Source organism: Christiangramia pacifica, assembly GCF_057221535.1.
The window spans coordinates 2347148-2371366 of record NZ_CM170146.1; the positions used below are offsets into that span (position 1 = coordinate 2347148).

At 37.5% G+C, this 24219-nt stretch carries 16 protein-coding genes; 5 read left to right on the forward strand and 11 right to left on the reverse strand.

Features of this window, described 5'->3' with window-relative positions; translation table 11 throughout:
• Positions 1-68: 68 nt before the first annotated feature.
• From AC2S94_RS10830 to AC2S94_RS10845, 4 genes are all read right to left on the reverse strand, one after another.
• A complete protein-coding gene (locus tag AC2S94_RS10830; protein ID WP_484628622.1) occupies positions 69-2222 on the reverse strand; it encodes a M3 family metallopeptidase in 2154 nt (717 codons plus the stop codon).
• A gap of 146 nt (positions 2223-2368) precedes the next feature.
• Positions 2369-3400 (reverse strand): helix-turn-helix domain-containing protein, encoded by a 1032-nt coding sequence (locus AC2S94_RS10835; protein WP_484628623.1) that lies wholly within the window; start codon positions 3398-3400, stop codon positions 2369-2371.
• 126 nt (positions 3401-3526) lie between these two features.
• On the reverse strand, positions 3527-6085 hold the full coding sequence (locus AC2S94_RS10840; protein ID WP_484628624.1) for an ABC transporter permease: 2559 nt from the start codon (positions 6083-6085) through the stop codon (positions 3527-3529).
• A gap of 1 nt (position 6086) precedes the next feature.
• Positions 6087-6767, reverse strand: coding sequence for an ABC transporter ATP-binding protein (locus tag AC2S94_RS10845; protein WP_484628625.1), 681 nt, complete (start codon positions 6765-6767; stop codon positions 6087-6089).
• A 71-nt stretch (positions 6768-6838) separates the two neighbouring features.
• On the opposite strand from AC2S94_RS10845, the gene AC2S94_RS10850 reads away from it, so the two are divergent.
• On the forward strand, positions 6839-7525 hold the full coding sequence (locus tag AC2S94_RS10850; RefSeq protein ID WP_484628626.1) for an arylesterase: 687 nt from the start codon (positions 6839-6841) through the stop codon (positions 7523-7525).
• A gap of 91 nt (positions 7526-7616) precedes the next feature.
• On the opposite strand, the gene AC2S94_RS10855 is transcribed toward AC2S94_RS10850, so the two are convergent.
• The 3 genes from AC2S94_RS10855 to AC2S94_RS10865 form a co-directional block, all read right to left on the reverse strand.
• Entirely contained in the window at positions 7617-8033 is a 417-nt protein-coding gene (locus tag AC2S94_RS10855) for a response regulator (RefSeq protein ID WP_484628627.1), read from the reverse strand.
• Positions 8014-9813 (reverse strand): sensor histidine kinase, encoded by a 1800-nt coding sequence (locus AC2S94_RS10860; protein ID WP_484628628.1) that lies wholly within the window; start codon positions 9811-9813, stop codon positions 8014-8016. Before AC2S94_RS10860 ends, AC2S94_RS10855 begins: the two co-directional genes overlap by 20 nt.
• 222 nt (positions 9814-10035) lie before the next feature.
• Positions 10036-11238: a response regulator gene (locus tag AC2S94_RS10865; RefSeq protein ID WP_484628629.1), complete on the reverse strand. Its 1203-nt coding sequence runs from the start codon at positions 11236-11238 to the stop codon at positions 10036-10038.
• A gap of 175 nt (positions 11239-11413) precedes the next feature.
• Between AC2S94_RS10865 and AC2S94_RS10870 the strand changes: the two genes are divergently transcribed.
• From AC2S94_RS10870 to AC2S94_RS10880, 3 genes are read left to right on the forward strand one after another with little or no spacing between them, the layout of a single operon-like run.
• Entirely contained in the window at positions 11414-14503 is a 3090-nt protein-coding gene (locus tag AC2S94_RS10870) for a hypothetical protein (RefSeq protein WP_484628630.1), read from the forward strand.
• Complete coding sequence (locus AC2S94_RS10875; RefSeq protein ID WP_484628631.1) at positions 14503-15684, forward strand: Ig-like domain-containing protein; 1182 nt, start codon at positions 14503-14505, stop codon at positions 15682-15684. Before AC2S94_RS10870 ends, AC2S94_RS10875 begins: the two co-directional genes overlap by 1 nt.
• 6 nt (positions 15685-15690) lie before the next feature.
• Entirely contained in the window at positions 15691-17241 is a 1551-nt protein-coding gene (locus AC2S94_RS10880; protein WP_484628632.1) for a cellulase family glycosylhydrolase, read from the forward strand.
• 51 nt (positions 17242-17292) lie between these two features.
• Here the strand turns inward: AC2S94_RS10880 and AC2S94_RS10885 are convergent, their stop codons facing one another.
• The 3 genes from AC2S94_RS10885 to AC2S94_RS10895 form a co-directional block, all read right to left on the reverse strand.
• Positions 17293-18489, reverse strand: coding sequence for a glycosyltransferase (locus AC2S94_RS10885; protein WP_484628633.1), 1197 nt, complete (start codon positions 18487-18489; stop codon positions 17293-17295).
• An 88-nt stretch (positions 18490-18577) separates the two neighbouring features.
• Positions 18578-19828: an oligosaccharide flippase family protein gene (locus tag AC2S94_RS10890; protein WP_484628634.1), complete on the reverse strand. Its 1251-nt coding sequence runs from the start codon at positions 19826-19828 to the stop codon at positions 18578-18580.
• A gap of 12 nt (positions 19829-19840) precedes the next feature.
• Positions 19841-20152 carry a hypothetical protein gene (locus tag AC2S94_RS10895; protein ID WP_484628635.1) on the reverse strand — a complete coding sequence of 104 codons (312 nt, stop codon included), beginning with the start codon at positions 20150-20152 and terminating at the stop codon, positions 19841-19843.
• A 149-nt stretch (positions 20153-20301) separates the two neighbouring features.
• Between AC2S94_RS10895 and AC2S94_RS10900 the strand changes: the two genes are divergently transcribed.
• Entirely contained in the window at positions 20302-22362 is a 2061-nt protein-coding gene (locus AC2S94_RS10900) for a tetratricopeptide repeat protein (RefSeq protein ID WP_484628636.1), read from the forward strand.
• Between the two features lie 2 nt (positions 22363-22364).
• Here the strand turns inward: AC2S94_RS10900 and AC2S94_RS10905 are convergent, their stop codons facing one another.
• Positions 22365-24122: a glycoside hydrolase family 13 protein gene (locus tag AC2S94_RS10905; protein WP_484628637.1), complete on the reverse strand. Its 1758-nt coding sequence runs from the start codon at positions 24120-24122 to the stop codon at positions 22365-22367.
• Between the last annotated feature and the right edge of the window lie 97 nt (positions 24123-24219).

The following is a 24219-nucleotide window of genomic DNA, read 5'->3' on the forward strand; positions in this document are numbered from 1 at the left end:
TATTTAGCTGAATAAAATTAAAAATGCCCTGAGAGATCAGGGCATTTTTAGTTTAAATATAGAAATATCTATTCTTTATCATCTTCCGGAACCGGAAAACCTCTGTCTCGCATTAAAGCGTCAATTTCAGCATCTCTACCTCTGAATTTTTTATAGGCTTCAGCAGGATCCATGGCGTTTCTAGGAGCAAATAGATAATTCACCAGCTTATTTGCAACCTCCTTATCATAAAAACCTCCAGGAGCTTCAGCAAAGGCTTCAGCAGCATCAGAAGTTAAAACATCGGCCCATAAATAACCATAATATCCCGTAGCGTAACCTTCGCCTGAAAATACGTGTCCAAAATGAGGAGTTCTGTGACGCATTACTATCTCTTCCGGCATATTTAATTCTTTAAGAGTTTCTCTCTCAAAAGTATCTGGCTCGATTTCATCAGGATCTGTGGTATGATATTTCATATCCATGATCGCAGAAGCGAGGAATTCTGTAGTAGCGAATCCCTGGTTAAAAGTTGATGCCTTTTTGATCTTCTGAACGAGTTCATCAGGAATAACTTCGTTGGTTTCATGATGTCTCAGAAATTGATTGATCACTTTATCGGTAGATAACCACCTCTCCAGTAATTGTGACTGAAATTCTGTATAATCTCTTACTCCGCTATTTAATGTTGGATATTCAATATCTGCTGATAGAAAATGCAAAGCATGTCCAAATTCATGGAAAAAAGTTTCTGCATCGTCCCATGAAACCAGTACAGGTTCTCCCGGAGCTGGTTTTATAAAATTGGAGTTATTTGAAGATAATACAGGTTTCTGCCCCAATAGGTCGCTGTAGCTACGATAAGTTGTCGCCCAAGCACCAGATCTTTTTCCCTGTCTTGCATAAGGGTCGAGATACCATAATCCCACGATCTCTCCGGAATCTTTATCACTAACTTCCCAAACCTTCACATCTTCATGAAAAACCGGAACCGTTCCTTCTTTCACTGGTGAAAACTCAAAATTGAATAACTCTCCTGCTGTAAAGAAAAGGGCCTGAGTAAGATTTCCAAGTTCCAGGTATTGCTTCACTTCTTCGCTATCCAAGTCATATTTTTCTTTTCTAACCTTTTCAGCATAGAACCTATAATCCCACGGCTTGATGGTTATATCTGCACCTTCGCTATCTGCAACCTCCTGCATGTCTTTTACTTCTTCTTCAACACGGGCCAGGGCCGCAGGCCAAACCTTCATCATTAAGTCCATGGCATTTGCAGGATTTTTAGCCATCCTGTTTTGTAAACGCCATTGCGCATAATTCTCATAACCTAAAAGTTCCACTCGCTCATCACGCAATTTCAGGATCTTTTTCACAATCTCATTGTTATCAAACTCATCTCCGTTGTCACCTCTGGAATAATAATTTTTCCAAACCTTTTCACGTAATTCTCTTTCAGTGGAATAGGTAAGGAAAGGATCCATAGAAGATCTGGTGTTGGTAACGGCATATTTTCCTTTTTCCCCACGATCTTCAGCAGCCTGAGCCGCAGATTTCACATAAGATTCAGGCAAACCACCTAATTGATTTTCCTCTAAATAAATCACGTAGTTCTCCTCATCTGCGAGAACATTGTTCGAGAAATTGGTATAAAGACCTGACAGCTCTTTATTAATCTCAGCATATCTCTTTTTATCTTCGGAATTTAGATCTGCTCCCTGCATCGCAAAATCTTCATAGATCAAATCTACAACTCTTTGCTTAGCGGGTTCAAGCGGTTCTTTTTGAGAATTCTCGTAAACAGTTTTTATTCTTTTGAATAGCTCTTCATTCTGACTGATCTTCGATGAAAATTCTGAAATTTCGGGTGCCAGTTCCTTTTGAACTTCTCTAAATTCAGGACTTGAAACATTGCTGCTGTAAATTCCGTAGTAGGTAAATGCGCGGTCAAGTTTCTGACCAGCCTTTTCCATCGGAATTATGGTGTTTTCAAAAGTTGGAGCTTCGGTATTTGCTGTAATTCTATCAATATCTGCAAGATGTAGCTCCATACCTTTTCTAATGGCAGGTTTAATTAAATCTACCTGCATTTTATCGAAAGCCGGTACTCCTTCATAAGGCCCGGTCCATTCAGAAAGTAGAGGGTTTTCATTCATAGATTTCTTTTCTTTTTCCTGTGCATGGGAATATCCAACCACAGTGATAAGTGCCAAGACACTCAATCCTTTTTTAAATCTTTGGTTCATGTTTTAATCCGTTTGTAAATAGGCCTGAATATACGAAGTATTGAAATTTTAGAAGAAAGCTTAACATCAATATAGCATAATATACTGATGCTGATTTCAACACCAATTTTAAAGTAATTCATAAATAGAAAACAGGCCTGGGATAATTATTTTTCAAGTTTATTGGAAGTCGCTTTTCCGGAAAGCACTTTTCTTGGCGAGACGCCATATTTAGCTTTAAAGATCTTAGAGAAATAACTTCTGCTGGAAAGTCCAAGTTCATAAACTACTTCACTCACATTTTTATTTCCTGCAGTAAGCATATTTAAAGATTTGCTTAGTCGAATATCACGTATATATTCATTCACCGTTTTTCCATAGATCACCTGGAAACCTTCCTGTAGTTTGTTGGTATTCACTCCGGCGATCTGGGCCAGCTCATTTACGGTTCCTGTTTGTGAAATATTTGCATCGATATACTCTACCGCGATTTCTATAGCCTTCCGATCTTTCTCTTTCAATTCATTCTTCTGGAATCTCTGGCTTTCTTTTTTGAAACGGGCCAGCATATAGCTCAGAACTTCTAGCGCTTTGGCACCAATAAAGTTTACTCTGGGAAATCCGGTTAATTCACAAATCCTGATCTCTTTAATAGCATCAGCCGTTTTCAAACTAAAACTTCCGGTTTCGGAAATTCGATTCGCTGCTTCTACATCACTGAAAATCTTATAAAAAACTGGTTCAAGATCATGCAGATCAAAGGAAAAATACTGCTGAAATTTTAAACGATCAATTTCAAGGTAGCACATCACAATGTCCTTATTCTTATTAAAGATCAGGCTATGTTTTTCCTTATCGGTTGGAGCTGCTATAAGAAACTGGTGATCGGTAATATTAACAAGGTCTTCATCATTTACAAAATGACTCTGAACTTCTCCCTTAACGCAATAAATAAAGCGAATGGGTTTAATACGAGGCTGGGAAATACAAAGGCTAATGTCTGTATTTAATTTGCAATGGTAAGTATACAAACCTATACCATTAGGGAAATTTATTCCTTTGATAGTTCCTTCTCCTTTACTTTCAGGAATATGAAGTTGAAATTCACCTAGGTGTTCTGAGTAATCAGTTCCAAATTCATTAGCAAGTTCGGGTATAAATTCGTCAACATCATTTAGCTCTAAATGATAATTTTCCATGTTTTGGTTGGTTCAAGTTTAGTCAGACTTAAAAATACGGTCTAAGCCAGTTTAATTCCTAAATTTCTCAGTTAAACTTATACTAAAAGCTTAATTTTAAATGGTTTCGGCAGCAGATTTGTGGCTCTAACTCAATTCCTTACGAAGTACCACCAGCGGCGGACTTTTGATCACTCCGAGGCTATTGCTCAAACCTATACTCATCACTAACAGAATAATTCCTGGTAGTAGAATCGCAAAAGGAACTAATGACGGAATAAAGGTGGTTTCAAAGACAAAATATCCCAGTAGTTGACTGCTTATGAGGGAAAGTATGATCCCGGAAAATGCACCGATAAAACCTAAGTAAAAATATTCCAAAGCCAGAATTTTCAGGATCTGGCCACTTTTTGCACCGAGAGTTCTTAATAATACACTTTCGCGAATACGCTGATATTTGCTTGTTCTAACAGCACCAATCAATACTATGATTCCCGTTAGAATGCTGAAAAATGCCATGAAGTTGATAAGCCAGGATATTTTAGCGAGTATTTTTTCGATCAGGCTCAAAACCTGTCTGAGATCGATAATGGTAACATTTGGAAATTTACTAACCAGAGTTTGCTGTAATTCTGCAGAACCGGTTTCATCCTGAACTTTGGTGGTGAGAACGCGGAATTGAGGAGCTTCTTCTAGAACACCGGCAGGAAAAACGACCGAAAAATTTAGCTGCATTCTGCTCCAGTCTACGGTACGAATACTTCCTACCACGGTTTCCAGTAAAACTCCCTGAACATTAAAACTTACTTTATCACCAACCTGAACCTCGGCGTCTTTAGCGAAATTATCACTTACCGAGATAGGAACCAGACCATCTTCCGGTTTATTTCCAATCCATTCTCCCTGTTCCAGTAATTCAGAATCTATAAGTGAATCACGGTAGGTGGTTCTAAATTCATGTTGTAAGATCCATCCATTGATCGTGGAAGTGGTGTCTTCGCGTATTTCATTGACAGATCTTCCATTAAGGCTTTCCACACCCATAGTCACGATCGGGATATTTTCAAGTACCGGCAAACCTTTCGATTGAATGGTTTCTGAAACATTCGCTTGCTGTTCAGACTGTACATCAAGTAATATAATATTGGGACTTTTAGCCTGCTCTTCAAGTGAAGCCTGCGCGAGAAGCAGATCTTTGGTAAAATAAAGAGTGCTGATCAGAAAAGTTCCAATTCCTATGGCCAATACGAGTATAAGCGTTTGATTTTGTGGTCTGAATAGATTTAAAAGGCTTTGCCTAGCTATAAATCCCCAGTTAGAAGGGAAATACTTTCTGATTATTTTCATGAAAAGGTTGGCCACACCAGCCAATAATGAAAAGGTGATGACTATTCCCAGGACAAAGAATACTGAATACTTCCAGTCCTCAAGCAGCCAGAATGCAAAGAGAAAGATAAATGCGAATATTCCTAAAAGTACCAGTATTCCAGCTCGTTTAGATTTGCCATCTTCAGAATTGATAACTCTCAGGGCCTGCAGCGGTGAGACATACAAAGTTCCCATTAACGGATATAAGGCGAAAAGAATCGACATTAAAACACCTAATAGAATTCCAATGAAAATTGTTGATATATCAAAGGAAATTTCCACATTAACCGGTAAGATGTCCTGAAGGATTAATGGAAAAAGTTGCTGTAAAAACAAACCGAGGGTTGTTCCGATGATTCCACCGATAAATCCTATTATCGCGATTTGTGTCAGGTAAATAAAAAAGGTCTGTTTTTTTGTAGCTCCCAGGCACTTTAATACCGCGACCGACCTTAATTTTTCCTTGATATAAATATGAATGGCGCTGGCAATACCAATACAACCGAGTAACAACGCGATAAATGCAACTAGATTCAGGAATTTTCCGAAGTTTTCGTAGCGCCTTCCCAATCTTTCGCTGGTAGATTTATGCGTATCCAGGTCGGCGTCATTAGCATCCAGAATCGGGTCTATTTTCTCATCAAATATTTCAAGATCCAGATTTTCATCAGCCAGAAAATAATAGTTATAACCAATTCGGCTCCCAACCTGCACGAGACCAGTTTCTTCAATAAATTTATGCGGAATGATAACTGGCGGGGCGATAGAACTGAAAATCGCTGCACTACCGGGAACAGATTTTAATGACCCACCAACGGGTAAAATTACATCACCGATCTTAATTTTATCTCCTACTTTTATACCCAGTTGTAACATTAGGGTAGCATCAACAAGCGCAGTTTCATTTTGAAGGTAATTTCTAGCTGCGCTTACAGGTTCGGTTTCCATTTCGCCATACAATGGAAAATTCCCTTTAATTCCTCGAACACGAACGAGCTTAGTGCCTTGTTTTCCGGGAAAAGCAGCCATAGATGCAAAACTGATCTCTTCAGAATCTGCGCCACCAAGAGAATCCATAAGACTTAGAACCCTTTCGTTCGGCTCGTTGTCCATATCAATCCTATAATCGGCACCCATCAACGATTTCGACTGTAAGGCGATATTATCTTTGAGGTTATTACTAAAGGATTGTATAGAAACCACTGCGGCGATTCCCAGAACTATGGAAGCCATGAAAAGAGCCAGTTTCTTTTTACTGGCTTTTCCATCCCTGATTGCCATTTTAATTAACCAGCCGAATCCCGCCTTATGTGTATAAGTGTTTTTTTTATCAGACATCTCAGGCGTTTATGGTTTCCAGAACACGTCCTCCTTTGAGCCTGAGAATTCGCTGTGTTTTCCTTGCAAGTTCCATATCGTGCGTGACAATAACCAGGGTAGTGCCCGAATCTTCATTTAAATCCATTAAAAGATCCACCACTTTTTTTCCGGTTTCCTCATCAAGATTTCCGGTAGGCTCATCGGCGAAAAGTATATCCGGTTTAGTGCTGAAAGCTCGAGCAAGGGCAACTCTTTGTTGTTCACCTCCAGATAATTGTGAAGGGTAATGGTCATACCTGTCTCCCAGACCTACTTTACTCAGCAGTTGTTTTCCAATTTCTGCAGCATTTCTATCTCCTCTTAATTCCAGCGGAACTGCAACGTTTTCTAAAGCGGTCAAAGTGGGAATTAGTTGAAAATCCTGAAAAACGAAACCTACTTTTTCATTTCGCAATAATGCACGCTGATCTTCAGATAAATCATTAATCACTGTTCCGCAAAGTTCAATAGTTCCGGAGTCAGGCTGGTCTAAACCCGCACAGAGTCCTAAAAGAGTCGTTTTCCCACTTCCTGAAGGTCCCACAATGGCAAAGGTTTCATTTTCTTCAATATCAAAACTGATGTCCTCCAGCACGGTGAGCTTTTTAGAGCCACTGCTATAGCTTTTCTTCAGATTTTGAATGTTTAAAATTTTTGCCATCTTCTTACTTTTAGGTTTCTTTATCGGGAGAAACAAAATAAAGAAATGATTTTAATTAAATCTACCCAATCATGAGAAGCTTCACATTGTTTTTATCATTGTTCATGTTCATTAGCCTATCATCATGTGGTGAGCAAAAAAAGCAGGAAAAGGAACAGAACACTGAAAGTTCTATGGAGAAAGATAATTCTTCTGAGGACGATGAAAAGGTGATTTTATTTTTCGGAAACAGTCTTACCGCGGGATACGGACTAGAAAAAGGCGAGGCATTCCCTGAATTGATTCAACAAAAACTTGATTCTCTGAACCTGAATTATAAAGTGGTAAATGCCGGTTTAAGTGGTGAAACTACTTCCGGTGGAAAAAACAGAATAGACTGGGTGCTTAAACAAAATGTGGATGTTTTTGTACTGGAACTTGGAGCGAATGATGGATTAAGAGGTATTGCCATCGAGGAGACTAAAAATAATCTTCAGGAGATCATTGATTTTGTAAGACAGGAAAATCCTGATATTGAAATCATACTGGCCGGGATGCAAATTCCGCCAAATATGGGGCAGGAGTATACTTCCGGATTCAAACAGATATTTCCTGATCTGGCTGAAAAAAATGATGTTTACCTGATACCATTCCTATTGGATGATGTTGCAGGAATTCCTGAATTGAATCAGCAGGACGGTATTCATCCAACCGCTGAAGGGCAGAAGATCCTGGCAGAAAATGTATGGGATGTTTTAGGTGATCTGGTAAAAAAATAAAATAAGGAGAATTTTTTATTGATAATAGGGGAGTGACAAATATTATAATAAAACAAAAGACTCCTATTGGCTATTGAAATTAGAAAACATTTCAGGTGTTCGGTTCATACCATCCTTCCATTGGAAATTTTCGAATAATGATTTCCAGCTCGTCTTCTGTAACGGGTTTTACCATGTATCCAGAAAGTTCAGAAATCTTTTTAGCCCTTGCGACATCTTCCGGATCATCAGAAGAGGTAAGCATATAAACCTGAACACGCTTGTTTAATCGGTCTTCGAATTTTTTATATTCATCCATGAACATCCATCCATTCATAAAAGGCATATTGATGTCCAAAAGAATAATATCTGGTATATTCCAATCTAGTGAAATACGTGTTTTTAAACCTTCAATTCCTTCTTCACCATCTTTAAAACTTTCCATCTGAATCGCCGAACTTATGCGGTGCAGAGTTCTTTTTGTGATAAAATGAAAAATCTCGTCGTCATCAATTAGGAAAAATATCATACTCGTTTATTTTCTTGCTAAATGTTATAATAAATTTGGTTCCTATAAATTTTTCACCTTCAACTTCAATTGTGGCATTTAATGATTCCAATTGAGTCTTTACCATAAAAAGTCCCATTCCTTTTCCAGAAATATTCCGGTGAAACCTTCGGTATAATTTAAAAATTTCTTCCTCCAGAGTTTGAGTATCCATCCCAAGGCCATTATCGCTAATTTCCAGGATATATTTATCATCACGGATCAAGGTTTCTATTTTGATAAAGCTTTCTTTTTTAGGATCACGATATTTTATAGCATTGGAGATAAGATTTTGCAGTACACTTTGCAGATAGATCCGGGAGAACATTACAGATTTCCAGCCAGAAAGATCAATTTTTACGTCTATAACTTCCTGGTCTATAGTTTCGATATATAAACCAAGAGTGTTTTGTATGATTCGCTCAATATTTACTTTCTCTATCTCAATTTTATCATCGTTAAGAATGCGAACATAAACCAGCAGGTCATTTACCAGTGTATTGATATTTTTGGTGATCGTATTCAGCTTGGGTAGATAAACTTTCAATTCTTCATAGTCATCTGTTTTATTTACCATAGAAACCAAGGCAGACATGCTTGTGGTTGGCGCACGTAAGTTATGAGCAACAATATTATTATATTCTTTTAACTGCCGGTTTCTCAATTCCAGCCTGTCTTTAATAGTAGAGAGAAGAACATTTTTCTTTTCCAGTGTGGTCTTCCTCTTTTTTAGCTTTATGAGATATTGCTTTTTTAGTTTTACACTGGCAACTTCAATGCGTGCAATGTAGATCACAATGAGTAAAATAAGAATGTTCAAAAGCAGAATAACCAGTAGAAAGTCTGAAATTCTGTAGAATATCTGACTGTTATTTACATGGGAAATTAGATACCATTCATTATCAGTTACAATTTCAGCAAATCTATTTCCGATAATGCTTGATCCGGAAAGTGAACTCTCAAAATCAAGCTTACTACTTACCCAGACACCGTCATTAAAAAAATTACTTTCTGATGCGCCACTTATAACTTCCCAGATTTCAGAATTTTCTGCAAAGAAACCTTTTGCGTCTGCGGGTTTAGTTAGGTGAGAGAACTCAATCTCCTTATTTTCAGAATTTGATAGATAGTAACCGTCCTTATTTAAGATGAAGAATGAATTATTAAGATCGTCATTAAGTAATTCCAGTAATTTTTCTGCTTCGTAGTTGATCACTACAATCCCCAATTTCTCCTTATTCTTTGAATAGATGGCGGCGCTACCGCGGATCATCGGCCTAAAGGGTTTTTCTATTTCTTCATTCTCGATATTCAAATTCAGTGGAGAAAGATAAATTTCACCTCTATCGAGTGCGATGGTTTTTTTGAAATAACCACGGTTAGATTTATCCTGGAGATTATTATCCTGAAAAATGAAGCCATTATCTTCTCGAACCAAGCGTAATACTTCCTGTCCTTTTTTATCGATTAAACGAAACTGACTGTATTGGTTCATTCCCAATACAAAGTCATTCATATCATTCAAAAATGAACTTTCTGAAGTTATAGAATCAAAATCTTCTTCATCAAAATGATGTCTGCTCCAATAGTAAATATTGGCAATTACCGGGTTTAGTAATTCTACGGTGAGTTGTTTCTTGGTAACTAGTTCTGTTTGCTCTACTTCAACAATAGATTTTCTCTCTTTGAAAAACATCCATACACAGAAAACTAAGCTCACTATAAATAGCGGCAAATAATATTTTAAGATCCTTTTTATCATTTCAGGGCAAAGTGAGTATAGAATTCACTTTTTACTAATTTGTTCAACTAGGCTCTTAAGGTAGGGCGTAAAAGCAGATTAATTCAGGTTAATAAAGCTCTTACAAGCTATGCAATTTTATTGTTTAATCAAAAAAGGTAACTATTAAAAAACTGTTATAGAAAGTTTAAAATTATATCGAAATTCCATAATTTTTTATTTAAGAACATTATTCTCAATTAATTAATTGGCGTTTTTTAATTCTAAAATGGGAGATTTAGATTCTGAATTATTTTTGGAGGGTTGTACGATAGAATATCGATAATAGATCTTAATCAATTGAAATCCGATTTTTAAGGAATCTCCCATAGATAATTTCGAACCATCTGCGTGTATCCAACGTTTCAACGGTTGTTCGCAGATAACCTGCTTAGCTTTTTTTATTCCGAAGTGATCTTTCATACGCATGAATATCTCTACATCAAAAAGCCATTTGGTTAAGAAAGGAGTTGAAAAGGCTACGGGAATAAGATCTTTTCTCATGATCTTTGCACCACACTGAGTATCCCTAAATGGCATTCCTAAGATGCCAGTTATGATCAGGTTAATGGTCATGCTAATGATCTTTCTGGCACTTTCTTTAGTAATATCAGCTCCCATTCTTGATATTCTGGAACCGTTTACGATCTGGAAGTCTGAAGTTTCTATTGTTTTCACCAGGTCGTCAAAATCTTTAAAGTCAGTAGACAGATCTGCGTCCAGGAAACCAACGTAGTCAAGATCTTCGAATTGAGCCATATAAAGTAATCCCTGTCTTACTGCTTCTGCTTTCCCAACATTCCTGGGGCAATTGTAGATGCTAACATAATGCTCACGACCTTTTCTTAGCGCATTTAAAACCTTCATGGTATCATCTGTACTACCATCGTTTACAAAACAAAGATGGTATCCTGAATTCTGCTCAACAAAATCGATGAACTCATTAGAATGTAACCTGTTTTCTTCATTATAACATGGGATCACCACACCTACACATCTATTCTGAATAATACTGTTTGAGGATAAGGTTTGAGTTATACCAGTATTACTATGCCCTAATAATCTACCCACTCTTGCGCTAATTTCATCAAGACTTAATGGCTTTTTCATGAAATCCTGAATTCCCAGTTCAAAAGCTTCCACGATCAGAGAATCGTCAGTATTTCCGGATAAAACCATTATTGGGGTATTATCTTTCATTTCATTTCTAATAGTCCTGATAATGGTTAGACCATTTGAAAGCGGCATGTTGATGTCTATTATTAATAGATCTGGTTTAAATTGTTTAAAGATGCTGATAGTTCTTTGGGCATGAGTGGTAGTTAATACCTCATATCCTCTTTCTTTTAATCGCTTTTCAAGAGGCATTAAAACTAATTGCTGGTCATCTACTGCTAAAATTTTCATGGTGTTAGGTTTTAGATTATGATCCAAAATTATATTGAACTAGCCTTCAAAATCAGAGAATTAGATAAATTGGTTAATTTACGTCGATGAATGGTAAATTCGTATCGATAGATGAATTTGAGGTAGCAATTGAGCTTTCTATTTTTATTTCATAGAAATAATCATTTACCTAAAGATGAAAGAGACCACCAATAAATACCTGATTGCAGCACTTATTATAGGAGTTGTTTTTCATTCGTCTACGATCTTTTTTACGCTGGAGAATACTTATGATGCTCTTATCCATTTGTTTTTTGCTGAACATTATGCCAACAGCTGGTTCGAGCCATGGAATTACAAATGGTATACAGGTTTCACCGTAATGGGATATCCGCCTCTGGTTCACCAAGCTATAGCTCTGTTTTCTTATATCGGCGGACTCAAGTTCGGGATGTTCCTGGTGGCCATCATTGGGGTGATCCTTTTCATAACCGGAGTTTATAGGTTCAGTTTGTTGATCACAGCCAGTAGAAAAGCGGCGGGATATGCGGCTTTGCTAGCGGTATTTTCATCTTCTTTCGTTGAAACGCTGCACATATTCGGGCAATTACCCAGCATAGTTGGTATTTCTTTATTAATGCATGCGCTACCTGAAATCTACCTATATATTAAAACCGGTAAAAGAAAGTTCTTTTTCAGGGCGATCTCCTTAATAGCGGTAACTGTAACATCTCATCATGTTACTCCAATTTTTGGAATGATCTTTTTTATCTTTCCATTGATTGGTATGGTGATCATGGATGTTTCCTATGAAAAAGTAGGCCAATTCAAAAAGATCACCTTCGGTGTTTTTCTGAAAAGTTTTTTCCAGCTTTTGAAAAGAATTATATTATTCGGATTCACTTCCCTTTTCGTCATCGTTTTTTGCATTCTGCCTTACTGGATCAATACTAAAAAGAACCCGATCACACAGGTGCCAATTCCGCATGGAAGCCGGGATAGCTTTATTGAAATCACTTCTTCCGGACTCGTGTTTTTCGTAATTCCATGGGGAATCCTGTTTTTCTTGTTTCCTTATATCATCTACCGGTATTTCTCTAAGCGATATTTATTCTTTGGATTGTCTTTTGTGATGCTTTTTGTTTTGGGAACTGGAGGAACCACGCCTATTCCCAGGATGCTTCTTGGAGATACGGCTTTCAATATTCTTACTTTAGACAGGTTTACTTTATGGGGTTCCATCATGTCGCTGCCTATATTTGGCGAATTTGCCTACAGGTTTGCTGAAGGAGATCTTAAGCGTTTGATCCAGGATAAATTCGGACCCGTTTACCACCGCGTTATCGGAGCTTTTCTGGTAGGATTATTCCTTTTCCTTTCTGTTTTTACGCTCAGCCTTGGCTATTTCAGGCCAATGCAGCCACAGAGCATCAAAATGTTACCTATTGTAAACTTCTTAAATGAAGATCAGCACGATCACTGGAGGTTTTTAACGCTTGGATTTGGAGATCAAATGGCCTGGCTTTCGGCTCAAACAAGAGCACTAACGGTAGATGGCAATTATCATTCAGCCAGAAGATTACCTGAACTTACTACCAGGGCGGTGGAGCGATTGGAGAATTCTAAATTCCGTGGTGTAGAAGGTATAGGTTCTCTGCAACAGTTTCTGGCAGTTCCCGAAAAGTATAATTTAAAATACATTTTTTCCAATGATAAGTTTTACGATCCCTTATTGTTCTTTAGTGGATGGCAACGATTACAGCAGCTGGAAAACGGGATCATGGTCTGGGAGAAGTTAAATGTTCCGCCCTTATCAAAAGTGATCTCGATTCAGGATGTACCGGTATTCCTAAAATTAATGTGGGGAATCATCCCGGTCTTTTCCGTGATCATCGCATTTTTTATAAACCTGCAATTGATCTGGTTCAATGCTTTAAAAACCGGGAATCCATACAAACCCGATTTTCTCAAATTTCACCGGGTAAAAGACAAGTTTAATCCTACCGTATTAAAGGTTAATAATATCTACGCATTGTTATTAAGCGTGATCATTTTAACTTCTTTGTATTATATCTACTTAGATAACCAGGATCAATATTCCGAGGAAAATGTGGTAAAAGCCTATTATGATGCGATCGACTTCAAGGAATTTGAAAGAGCTCATTCTTATTTAGATCCCGAAAGCGACAAAAGTATTGCGCAATTTATGCTGGAAGTTTCAGTGAGCGATGGGATCCTTAGCTCTTACGCGAAACTGGACAGTATTGATGTGCAAGTGAATAAAATCAATGATTCTATCGCCAGGGCAGATGTTTTCACCTCCTGGGTTACTCCGATTGAAATTGTAGAGAAGAAATTTCAGCATGATCTAAAAAAGATAAAAGGTAAATGGTTTATGCAGCCTGACGAAACTGATACAGACCTGCCAGCAGATCAGCTATTTTCTGATAACCAAACCATTTTCTATAATCATGGCAGAAGGAAGATCACCACACAGCAAACTCATCATGAGGATGTTTTGAAACAACCGGTCCTGGAAGTGCTTTCAGCAAAACTTATCAGATCTAATGACCGTTACTCCATTATTGGGGAGATACAGAATATAGATCATGTTCCGGCAGATGTGGTTATAAAAGGAACTTTATATGATTCAGAAAATAATGAACTGGCAACTTATAATGCCAGGCAGGTACTTAAGCATAAATTAATGCCCAAGGAAATAAGCAGTTTTCGAGTAGATTTTGAAGGGATTGCCTGGATCAATAAAGGGGATGCAATCCCGGAAACCTTTGATCCAGATGAATTTACACCTGTGGTTTTAAAAGCCGATCCGGTGAAATTCAATCTTCAATGTGCAGGAAATGTGGCTACCACAGATCTTTACAAAAGTGTAACTTTAAATCAGCTGAATATTGAAAATAACCAGATCGTGGGTACTCTTTTCAATGCCGGTGTACAGGAAGTAACCATTCCTCAATTATTGTATTCATATTATGATGAGAATTCTGAATTGATCTGGGTGGAACATCAGTATTTAAAGGAAGGAATCAGGGTGCAGCGAAAACAGAAATTTCAAAAATCCCTGGACGAGTTTTCGGAGGTTTGTATCGTAAACTCTTCCATGGAAAACATTTTTGTCAACGGGCTTCCAAATAAGGCAATCGCTGAAAAGGTGGTGCCACAGAGAAAGGAATACCAGATGAATTATGCTTTACAGGAAGTTTCAAATCCAGATTATAGTTTTATAAAGATCGAGATGAATAATTATATTGGAAATCCAAAATAATGAGAGTTTTATTATACATACCGGTATTGATCCTGTTGGCATTTTCAACATCGGCGAGTAGCAGTCAATCTTCAGTTATTACATTGAAAAAACAAATCATTGCTGGTGAAGATCTAATCTTTCAATTTCAGGATATAGATTTAAGTAGCCGATTGATTCTTTATAATTCCTATGGGAAGATAATTCTGAAACCAGTAGAAATTGATAATGACCTAGTTTTTAAAGCACCAGAATTTCTTACCGCAAAATCGGGTACGCTTAACTATAAATTGAAATCAGGTCAACAACAGGCAGCTGGGCATATAACAATTTTACCAAAACCTGAACCGGTGATCATCGAGAATTATTACGGTCCCAGAAGTATTCAAGCTGGGAAAAGGGATTATTCCATGCTGGTGAGCATTCCTACAGATGAATTTGACAATCCGCTGGCAGATGGAACCATAGTTGAAGTTTCGGAATATTTTCTGGGGGAATTATCAAAAGACAGCCTGGAAATGGAAAATATGTTTGCCTGGAAAAATGTTTATTCCAGACAGAAATCAGGTAAGATCCTGATCTCGAACTCCAGTATGAATCTTCAGGCCAAAGAAATGGTAAGTGATATTTACCCTTCTATTGCTACAGATTTTGAGATCAGCATCGAAAGAGAGCACGATTATGCTGATGGAAACATGGTTAGCAAGATCATCACTTCCACGATCAAAGATGAATATGGTAATATTGTGAGCGATGGGACGGCCGTTGAGTTCCTCGTAAAAAATGAAGAAAAAGCTGTTCTAAAAACCATAGCGACTACGATAGATGGGGTGGCGACGGCAAAAATACTTCATCCGGAATTTCCTCAAAATTGGAAAATTACTTCAAATATTACTGGAATGGCTGAAAGCAATGAACTTGAAGTTGCTTACAAGTCGGTAATGAGCGATTTCGATGCAGTTTTTAAAAAGGAAAGTAGGCAGGTCATTGTTGGACCGTTAAAGAGTTTTATGAATCAATACATACCCGATGGGGTTGAGGTAAAGCTTTTAGTGATCAGTAAAAAGGGAGAGGAAAAATTCAAAATGCAACAACCCAGTGAAAACGGTTATGCTATTTTTAAACTTCCGGAAGGTGAAAATTATCAGGATTCTTATACCTTTAAGATCGAAGCGCTTGGCGTTACCAAATCTATTCAATAAACCTGAATGCGGGAGAAGATCAATAAAAACCTTTACCGGGCAATTCTAATTTTAAGCTTTCTTGCAGCCAATGCACTGATCATTTTTGGGATCAGTTCTGTCTGGGGATTTTTAAATACAGGTGCAGACAGGTCTACCATGCTGCATACCGAAATCAAGAGTACCCGATTATATCTTCCGGAAATTGAATGGGATACTACAAATTATGAAGGCAGGCCCATGGAAAAGCAAAGCCTGGCAGAGATCGAAAAAGATTACCTGAACAGCTGGTATGTTAGAAATCTATCGCTGGAAACAAATAAGGCTTTTGGAATTGAAGATTATTATACAGACAGCGCCAGAGTTAATATTCGCAAGATGGTCGATTTTAATGTAGAAAATAATATTTCCTTTAAATCAACCACGATCTCTCACCATCCTGAATTAAAATTTTATAGTGCAGACGGGCAGTTAGTTGTTTTCAACGATAAGAACGTAGTGGAATATTCTGAAGCCTATGAAAATGACAAACTTCTGGAAAGAACTGTAGATACTGCATCTTACCAGGTGATGATGCTTCTGGAAGATGGTTTCTGGAGGATTCGTCATATAAAAAGGCAGGCTCAGGAAATGATAGATAAACCAGGGGTGAACCGGAAGGACTGGCACGAATCAAAAGGCCCTATAAATATTGAAGGTAAAGAATTTTATGCCAGCGGGATCAATTACTACCCGAAGGAAAGTCCGTGGGATATGTTCGGCGAAAATTTTGACGCTGAGGTTATCGAAAATGATTTCAAAATTTTAAAAAATGCAGGTCTAAATTCCGTACGAATTTTTATTCAATATGAAGATTTTGGGAAAGCAGATGTGCCTTCTGAGAAACTGCAAAAGCTTAAGAAAACCCTTGATATCGCTCATAAACAAGAGCTGAAAGTATTGATTACTCTATTCGATTTTTATGGAGATTATTCAGTATTAAACTGGACGCTGACCCATGAGCATGCCAGGCAGATAGTAAACGCGGTGAAGGATCATCCTGCGCTTTTAGGCTGGGATATAAAGAATGAACCAGATCTGGATTTTGATAGCAGAGGTAAGGACCTTGTTTTGAACTGGCTGGAAAATATGATCTATCAGGTACGTAAGGCAGATCCAGATCACCTAATTACCATTGGCTGGTCTAACGCAGATAGTGCCAGGCTATTATCAGATGCATTAGATTTCGTTAGTTTTCATTATTATCAGGATCCAGAAAAATTTCCTGAGGTTTATGCTGAATTGAAAAACGAAACTTTGAAACCTGTATTATTGGGAGAATATGGTATTTCCTCCTATGACGGATTCTGGAATCCTTTTGGCAGCGGAAGAGAAGGTCAGGCGGAATATCATGAATTAATGCAGACTTTTTTTAATGAAGCAAATGTGAGCTACATGTCCTGGACTTTATATGATTTCGAGGAAGTTCCCAGCTCTGTGGTTGGGAGCTTACCCTGGCGTAAGGCCAGACAGAAATATTTTGGTTTCATTGACACAGATGGAACCAAGAAAAAATCTTTCCAGTATATCGCCAAATAAAAAGCAGGGATCTCTCCCTGCTCTTCATCATCAACCATATCAAAACTAAATTCAAACATAATTCAATTTCATTTTAGTCGCCATCAGTTTTTTAAACTCCTCCACATAGAGCTGGGCGATCTTTTCCATTGGCAGACTACATGCTGCTTCATAATTTATTTCGCCTATTCTCTTTCTGTAAAGATCATTCTCTATAATTCGCTCCAGTGAATTTGCCAATGAATCTACACTTCCAGGTCTGAAGAATTCTCCAGTGTAACCCTCTTCTTCTACCAGTAAACCGAGATCTCCAAGGTTCGGCATCACTACGGCCTTGCCATAGCTACCTGCCTGGTGTAGAACTCCCGAGCTACCTGTTGTTGAAGTATAGGGAAATACTACTACGGCGCTTTCTCCGAAAATCCTTGGCACATCTTCTTCAGCCACATAACCGGTAAAAGTTAGATTCTCAACATGTTCATATTTTTGCATCATAGTAGCCAGGTAGCCGGGAGTATTTGGACTGTCAGTACCTGCAATGACAATCTCTAGTTCTTGATCTGTTGTTTTTCTTAACTTCTCAACAGCCTCTATTAATATTTCAACTTTTTTATAGGTGCCAAATTTTCCAAAAGTCATGATCTTTTTAGGTCCTTTTGGTAGGTCAAAGTTTGGCTGAGGTGGTGTTTCAAAAGATCCGTGCGGGATTTGAACAACATTTTGAACTTTATATTTACTTTTGATAACATCTACATATTTTCCTATGGTTAAGGCCACCATATCTGCCTGCAATATCACTCTGGTTAAAAAGGTCCCGATGGTATTGAATACTTTCTGAAGAATCTTATTTTCAGTAAATCCGGCATTTCCCAGATCTACCTGTTCCAGGATATTATGTAGTAATACTACCGTTGGAATACCTTTTAATTTGAAGATCATCGGTAGAAAAAGTCCTAGTGCAGCAGGGATCTTTTTATCTCCAAATTTCATGAATTGCAGGTTAAAAATAATAGCGTCTGGCTGTGCTTCCATCAGGCTTTTATAAATACTGAAGAAATTTTTTAAGCTATTAAACTTCCAGCTATCCTTTACGCTTATCTTGCAATTTGGATGTTCAAAATCCAATTCTTTTTTCTCCTCAGTGTGATCTGTGATAAGGATCAATTCCTCCACGTCTTCGTTTTGAGCAAAGTTCTTTGCTAAATGGTATCCATACTCGTTTAGAGTTACTTTACTTGGAGGGAACGCTGTTACAAGTGCTAGTTTCATAAGTTATGTTTTTTAATTAGGTATTAGTTGATGAGGTAAATATCTATCAGAAATTCAGTCTTTTGTATAATTTTCGTCCGATAGAAAATTAGTATCGGTGAACTGTAGATTTATTCTGATAAATAAAATAAGCTGCCTGAAGTACCAGTAAGATTAGCATGACGATGATCTGCGCTTCTACTACCATTTCAAGGGTTTCATGTTTGAAGAATATTACCGCCAATTGTAAAATTCCAAATATACCGGCGATAACTACTGGAACATATTTATCAAGTGAAAGAAAATAATAGACAAAGACGTTAGCCAATGCAAACAGGGAGCTTGCCAGTGCATACTTCCAAAGCATTCCGGCAACTTCAATGTAAGATTCACCGAATAGTATTGTAATAATTAATCTTGGAAACAATAGATTGATCAAAATAACCCCTGTTACCAGACCTGTGATCATGCCTAAATATTTGAAGAAAATTTTCCTGGTGTCGCTACCTTCCTTTTTTAGTCTTACTACTTCCGGTAATAACAGCATTACAAACATCCAGGCGACAAAATAAACTGCTCTGCCGATTAAAGCCATAGAACTATATAGACCGGCATCATAGGAGTTGAAGAAATGTTTTACCAGTAGAATATCACCATTATTTATCAGGATCTGTGTCAATTCATAGAACGCTGTCACTACCACGAATTTTTTCAAATGCTCGATTTCCTTTTGATCAATAGCCGGTAAAACTTTCTGACTGATCTTTTTAAAAGGCAGCATACCTGGTACCAGCGAAACTAAAATTCCCAAGGACACCAATTCTGAACTCTTGAAAGGGAGTAACAATATAAAAGCCAGCGTAATAAATAATCTACTTAGCATTTCTCCCTGGTACGTGATAGAGAGTTTTATGAATTCCTGTTCACCCTGAAAATAACCACGATTTACGCTCATCAGGAAATAAATAGGAACTCCCATTCCGAAAATCTGGAACATACTGCTCGAGTTGGTATTGAACCAGCTTTGCAGGTCTGATGCCAGAAGAAAAATAGCGATTCCAAAAACAGCACCAATTATCAAACTCCATTTTCGGGAATATTTTAGGAAAGCTTCTTTTTTATATCCATCAAAGCTACCTGTAAATTTAGCAACGCTCAATTGCAGGGTCATAGCCATGAAAGAAAGGATCAGAAGAAAGGTTATGAGTATCGCCGCATCGGCAAATGCCTCTGGCCCCAGGATTCTACCTAGAGCCAGATTATAAAGATAATTGCCAATATTAACGATAAGCGCGCTCAGCATAAAGACTTGGGAAGCCTTTAAGCGTAATTGAAAGGTATAAAGTTTTAAGGTGATCATTGTTTTCTGGTTTTAGGCACTCATCTTGAAATAATTGAATGAGAATAAGTCGCAACCTGATCCTAGAAATGCACCCTGGATCTTCTTATTTTGTGCTCCTTTAAAACTTACTATTTTACCATGTTTGGCCGCAAAACTCATCAGCGCCTGAAAGTCATATACGCTTGCGATATCCATACTGTCAAGTTTGGCCAGACATATTTTAATACTTGATTTCATTTTAATCATGATCTCAAAATACTTTCTAACCTGGTAAGAATTGTTTGCTGAAAGATTTCCGCTTACCTCGAATGTTCCGTTGTTTTCTTTGATTGAAATTGCCATAATTTTAAATTTTGTGGTTCATATCTAGCGCTAATATCAGATGAAAACCAATGAGCACTCTTTCTCTTTCGATGGATGACCTTTTTCTGTAGATGAAAATAGAGGGATGTGGTTTTAACTTGCCATTATCAATCTAAACCACCTAAACCATGAAGTTGAATAGATTAATTTTAGTAGCATCAATCGCATTATTCAGTCTTAATCTGAAGGCTCAGGACATGCAAAAAGGCTTTGAAAATCTTGAAAAAGGAGAATTCGCCAAAGCAGAATCATTTTTCAAAAATATACTGGAAGAATATCCTGAAAATAAAACAGCAAGGTTATGTTATGCCCGGGCATTAGGATTAAACAGCGACCCAGAAAAAGCTACCTCGCTGTTCGAGGAGCTTCTGCAAGACCATCCTGAGGATCTAGAAGTGCAGTTAAATTATGCGGAATCGCTTTTATGGAGTAAAAAATATGAGCAGGCAAAAACTTATTACGAAGGTTTGGTTGAAGAACATCCTGAAAATTTCGGTGCATTACTGGGTTATGCCAACACTTTAAGCAACTTGAAAGAATATGAGCCGGCATTAGTGACGGTGAATCGATCTTTAGAGGTTTCGCCGGATAATCCAAACGCGATGATTTCCCGCAAGTATATAAGATTGGGCTACGCGAATAATTATCTTCAGCAAAGAGAATATGCTAAAGCCTTACAATTATTAGATGAAAATTTAAATGATTTTAAAGGGGATAAAGAAAGTCTTTTAAATAAAGCGAATCTGTACCTGATTCTTAAGGATGCTAAAAATGCCGAACAGGTTTATTCAGAAATTGCGATCAGTTTAAACGATAGTATTACGGCTTACAATGGTATCTCCCTCGCCAAGCATATTGCAGGGGAGGAGAAGGAAGCGCTGGAAATGGCAAATACTTCTCTGGAGCTTTCTCGAAGATCTGTTGATTCGCTCAGAATTCTGAAAGCGAAAGAAAGATTCGCGCAGGCATTGATCTGGAACAATCAATTTAATAAAGCTGATGCCTACATCACAAACTTAAAGTCTGAATATGGAAAGGCTCTCAGAATTTTAGCATTAGATGCAACACTCGGAATGTATACCGGAGATTTCAATAGAAGCATAGAGAATTATGAAATGATACTTGATCAAGATTCTGCCTCCTTCGATGGAAATCTGGGAATTGCTAACGCTTATTTTGCAAGGGGTGAAGCACAGAAAGCAAATTCAGCTGCTTTAAATACCTTGAAGTATTACCAGAATCAACAAGATGCCGAAAACTTTCTTGAAAAACTGGATAAATCTTACACTCCTGTTTTAGAAGAAAACTTAAGTTATTCTTTCGATAATGGTGATAACACTGCCGTAGCTTCTGCTACCGGACTAAATTTACCTGTTTCTCCTGATCTTACCATGTTTGGTAGATACACTTACAGGGAAACTCAGAATAAGATTACAGATCTTGAAGCAAATTCTAACCAGATAGACCTAGGATTATCTTACAGATTCTCGCCGACTTTAAAGCTTAAACTAGATGGTGGTTTTGTGAATGCCAGTTCTTCTCAAACAGAATATACTAATCTCGTGGGAACAATTTCTGCGCAACTCAAGCCATTTAGAAGAGATGATCTGGAAATTGGGTATAGAAGAGATATACAGGATTTTAACGCTGAACTTTTGAACAGGCAGATCGCAGGAAACCATTTATTTCTGAATAATAATTACGCCACTTCGTATGGTCTTGGCTGGTATTTGCAGTTCATGCATACTGAACAAAGTGATGACAATGCCCGCGATCTATTATTTACTTCTGTTTATTATAGTTTTCTGAAAAAGCCAATTTTGAAAGGTGGATTAAATTATCAATTTATTACTTTCAAGGAGCAGCGTCCAGAGGTTTACTTTAGTCCTGAGAAATTCCAGGCGGCTGAAATTTTTCTTAGTCTAACCGGTAATGATCAGGATTCCAATCTGTTCTATAGTTTTACGGCAGCAACTGGATTTCAATTTATAGAAGATGATCCAAAACAGGGGACTTACAGACTGGATGGGAAAATTGGATATAGTATTAGTCCGAGGTTTCAGTTGAGCGCCTATGGAAGACACAGTAACATTGCTTCTGCTACAGCTGCCGGATTCACTTATACTGAATTCGGACTAAATTTTAGATGGTTAATTAGCTCCGGCCCGATTTTTAAATGGGCAGAATGATATTATTTAATTTCTAAAATAACAGCCTGATACGGTTTTAGATCAAAGTTGTCATTTTTCTGATCCAATCCGTCATAATTATTAGATAGGATATGAAATTCAGCATTCTGGTCTTCCAGTTTTATATTGGAATTGGTATCTGAGAAATTTAGCAGAATGAGCATGCTTTTATCACTCAGACTACGGGTGTAGGCATAAATTTCTGGATGTTCCTTCTGCAATAATTCGTAATCTCCATAAACAAGAATTTCATTTTCATTTCTAAGTTTAGTTAGATTCCTGAAATGATTCAATACCGAATTTGGATCTTTATCCTGTACTGCTACATTTACTTCTTTGTAATTTTCATTCAAAGGTAACCATGGTGTTCCTATGGTGAATCCGGCATTTTCAGAAGCATTCCATTGCATGGGAACTCTGGCGTTATCACGCGAAAGGAAATTTAATTCCTTCATGAAAAGTTCCATGTCCTTCCCTTCACTTTTAGCCTTTTTATAACCATTTCTTGCTGCAATATCCTGGTATAGTTCAATGTTCTGAAAATCGATATTCTTCATTCCAAGTTCATCACCAAAATAGGCATATGGGGTTCCACGCATCGTAAGTAAAAAAGTGTTCAGCATTTTTGCAGAGGGAACTCTAAATTCTTCTGAATCATTCCCAAATTTTGACACCATTCGAGGTACATCATGATTGGCCAGGAAAATAGAAAGCCAGCCTTTTTCAGCAAAAGCGCTGTCCCATTTAGAGTAGACTTCTTTAAATTCAGAAAGCTCGTACCTTTCTAAACTATTTCCAACATCCATTCCCTGAAAATGATAGGCTAACTGAAGCTCGTTTCTATCGGCATCAACAAGATCATGCGCATCCTGAAAAGTGCTTCCAACACCTTCAGAAACCGCAAAAACATCATATTTACTCAATACCTCCTCATTCATTTCTTTCAAATACTTATGTAAGTTTGGGCCCATTCCATAATATTTAATAACGTCCTTTTCATAACCTTCCGGCAGTTTAGGGAATGTAGTGTCTTTGGAAACATACTGGAATGCATCCAGTCTGAATCCGTCAACTCCTTTTTCTGCCCAGAATTTCATGATATCATAAACTTCCTGTCGAACTTCCGGATTTTCCCAGTTAAGATCTGGTTGTTCCTGTGCAAAATAGTGCAGGTAATAGGCATTAGTTTTTTCATCATATTTCCAGGCTTCACCTTTCGCGTCGAACAAACTATACCTGTAATTTGGTTTACCTTTTTCAGCAGGCCACCAGTGATAGTAATCCCGATATATATTATCTCTAGAACTTCTCGACTGTTGAAACCATTCATGCTGATCGCTACTATGGTTTACCACAACATCCAATACAAATTTGATATTTCGCTCGTGTAAACCAGCCAGTAATTCATCAAAATCTTCCATAGTTCCAAATTCCGGCTGGATCGCTCTATAATCGCTGACGTCGTAACCATTATCAACATTTGGAGAAGCAAAAAACGGATTCATCCAAACCATAGAAACGCCGAGGCTTTCTATATAATCGAGTTTTTCAATCACACCTCTAATATCACCAACTCCATCACCATTGGTATCCTTAAAACTTCGAGGATAAATCTGGTAGATTATACCTTCTTTCCACCATTTTTTATCAAGCTCTTTTGTAGTATTTGAATTTTCAGAGATTTCTGATTGATCTTCTCTTTTGTTGTCCTGGCAAGCTATAAAAACCAGGCCAATAGCAAGTAGCAGTAATTTTTTCATAGGCTTAATTTAATAAAAGACAGTGATTTATTGAAAAAAATGAATGATGTGAAAACTAGAAATGAGAAAAGCCGGGAAATTAATCCCGGCTTTTCAA

What these genes read in the sequence shown, in the direction of transcription:
- AC2S94_RS10830 (WP_484628622.1), bottom strand. Translation starts at nt 2,222, where the DNA reads ATGAACCAAAGATTTAAAAAAGGATTGAGTGTCTTGGCACTTATCACT.
- AC2S94_RS10835 (WP_484628623.1), bottom strand. Translation starts at nt 3,400, where the DNA reads ATGGAAAATTATCATTTAGAGCTAAATGATGTTGACGAATTTATACCC.
- AC2S94_RS10840 (WP_484628624.1), bottom strand. Translation starts at nt 6,085, where the DNA reads ATGTCTGATAAAAAAAACACTTATACACATAAGGCGGGATTCGGCTGG.
- AC2S94_RS10845 (WP_484628625.1), bottom strand. Translation starts at nt 6,767, where the DNA reads ATGGCAAAAATTTTAAACATTCAAAATCTGAAGAAAAGCTATAGCAGT.
- AC2S94_RS10850 (WP_484628626.1), top strand. Translation starts at nt 6,839, where the DNA reads ATGAGAAGCTTCACATTGTTTTTATCATTGTTCATGTTCATTAGCCTA.
- AC2S94_RS10855 (WP_484628627.1), bottom strand. Translation starts at nt 8,033, where the DNA reads ATGATATTTTTCCTAATTGATGACGACGAGATTTTTCATTTTATCACA.
- AC2S94_RS10860 (WP_484628628.1), bottom strand. Translation starts at nt 9,813, where the DNA reads ATGATAAAAAGGATCTTAAAATATTATTTGCCGCTATTTATAGTGAGC.
- AC2S94_RS10865 (WP_484628629.1), bottom strand. Translation starts at nt 11,238, where the DNA reads ATGAAAATTTTAGCAGTAGATGACCAGCAATTAGTTTTAATGCCTCTT.
- AC2S94_RS10870 (WP_484628630.1), top strand. Translation starts at nt 11,414, where the DNA reads ATGAAAGAGACCACCAATAAATACCTGATTGCAGCACTTATTATAGGA.
- AC2S94_RS10875 (WP_484628631.1), top strand. Translation starts at nt 14,503, where the DNA reads ATGAGAGTTTTATTATACATACCGGTATTGATCCTGTTGGCATTTTCA.
- AC2S94_RS10880 (WP_484628632.1), top strand. Translation starts at nt 15,691, where the DNA reads ATGCGGGAGAAGATCAATAAAAACCTTTACCGGGCAATTCTAATTTTA.
- AC2S94_RS10885 (WP_484628633.1), bottom strand. Translation starts at nt 18,489, where the DNA reads ATGAAACTAGCACTTGTAACAGCGTTCCCTCCAAGTAAAGTAACTCTA.
- AC2S94_RS10890 (WP_484628634.1), bottom strand. Translation starts at nt 19,828, where the DNA reads ATGATCACCTTAAAACTTTATACCTTTCAATTACGCTTAAAGGCTTCC.
- AC2S94_RS10895 (WP_484628635.1), bottom strand. Translation starts at nt 20,152, where the DNA reads ATGGCAATTTCAATCAAAGAAAACAACGGAACATTCGAGGTAAGCGGA.
- AC2S94_RS10900 (WP_484628636.1), top strand. Translation starts at nt 20,302, where the DNA reads ATGAAGTTGAATAGATTAATTTTAGTAGCATCAATCGCATTATTCAGT.
- AC2S94_RS10905 (WP_484628637.1), bottom strand. Translation starts at nt 24,122, where the DNA reads ATGAAAAAATTACTGCTACTTGCTATTGGCCTGGTTTTTATAGCTTGC.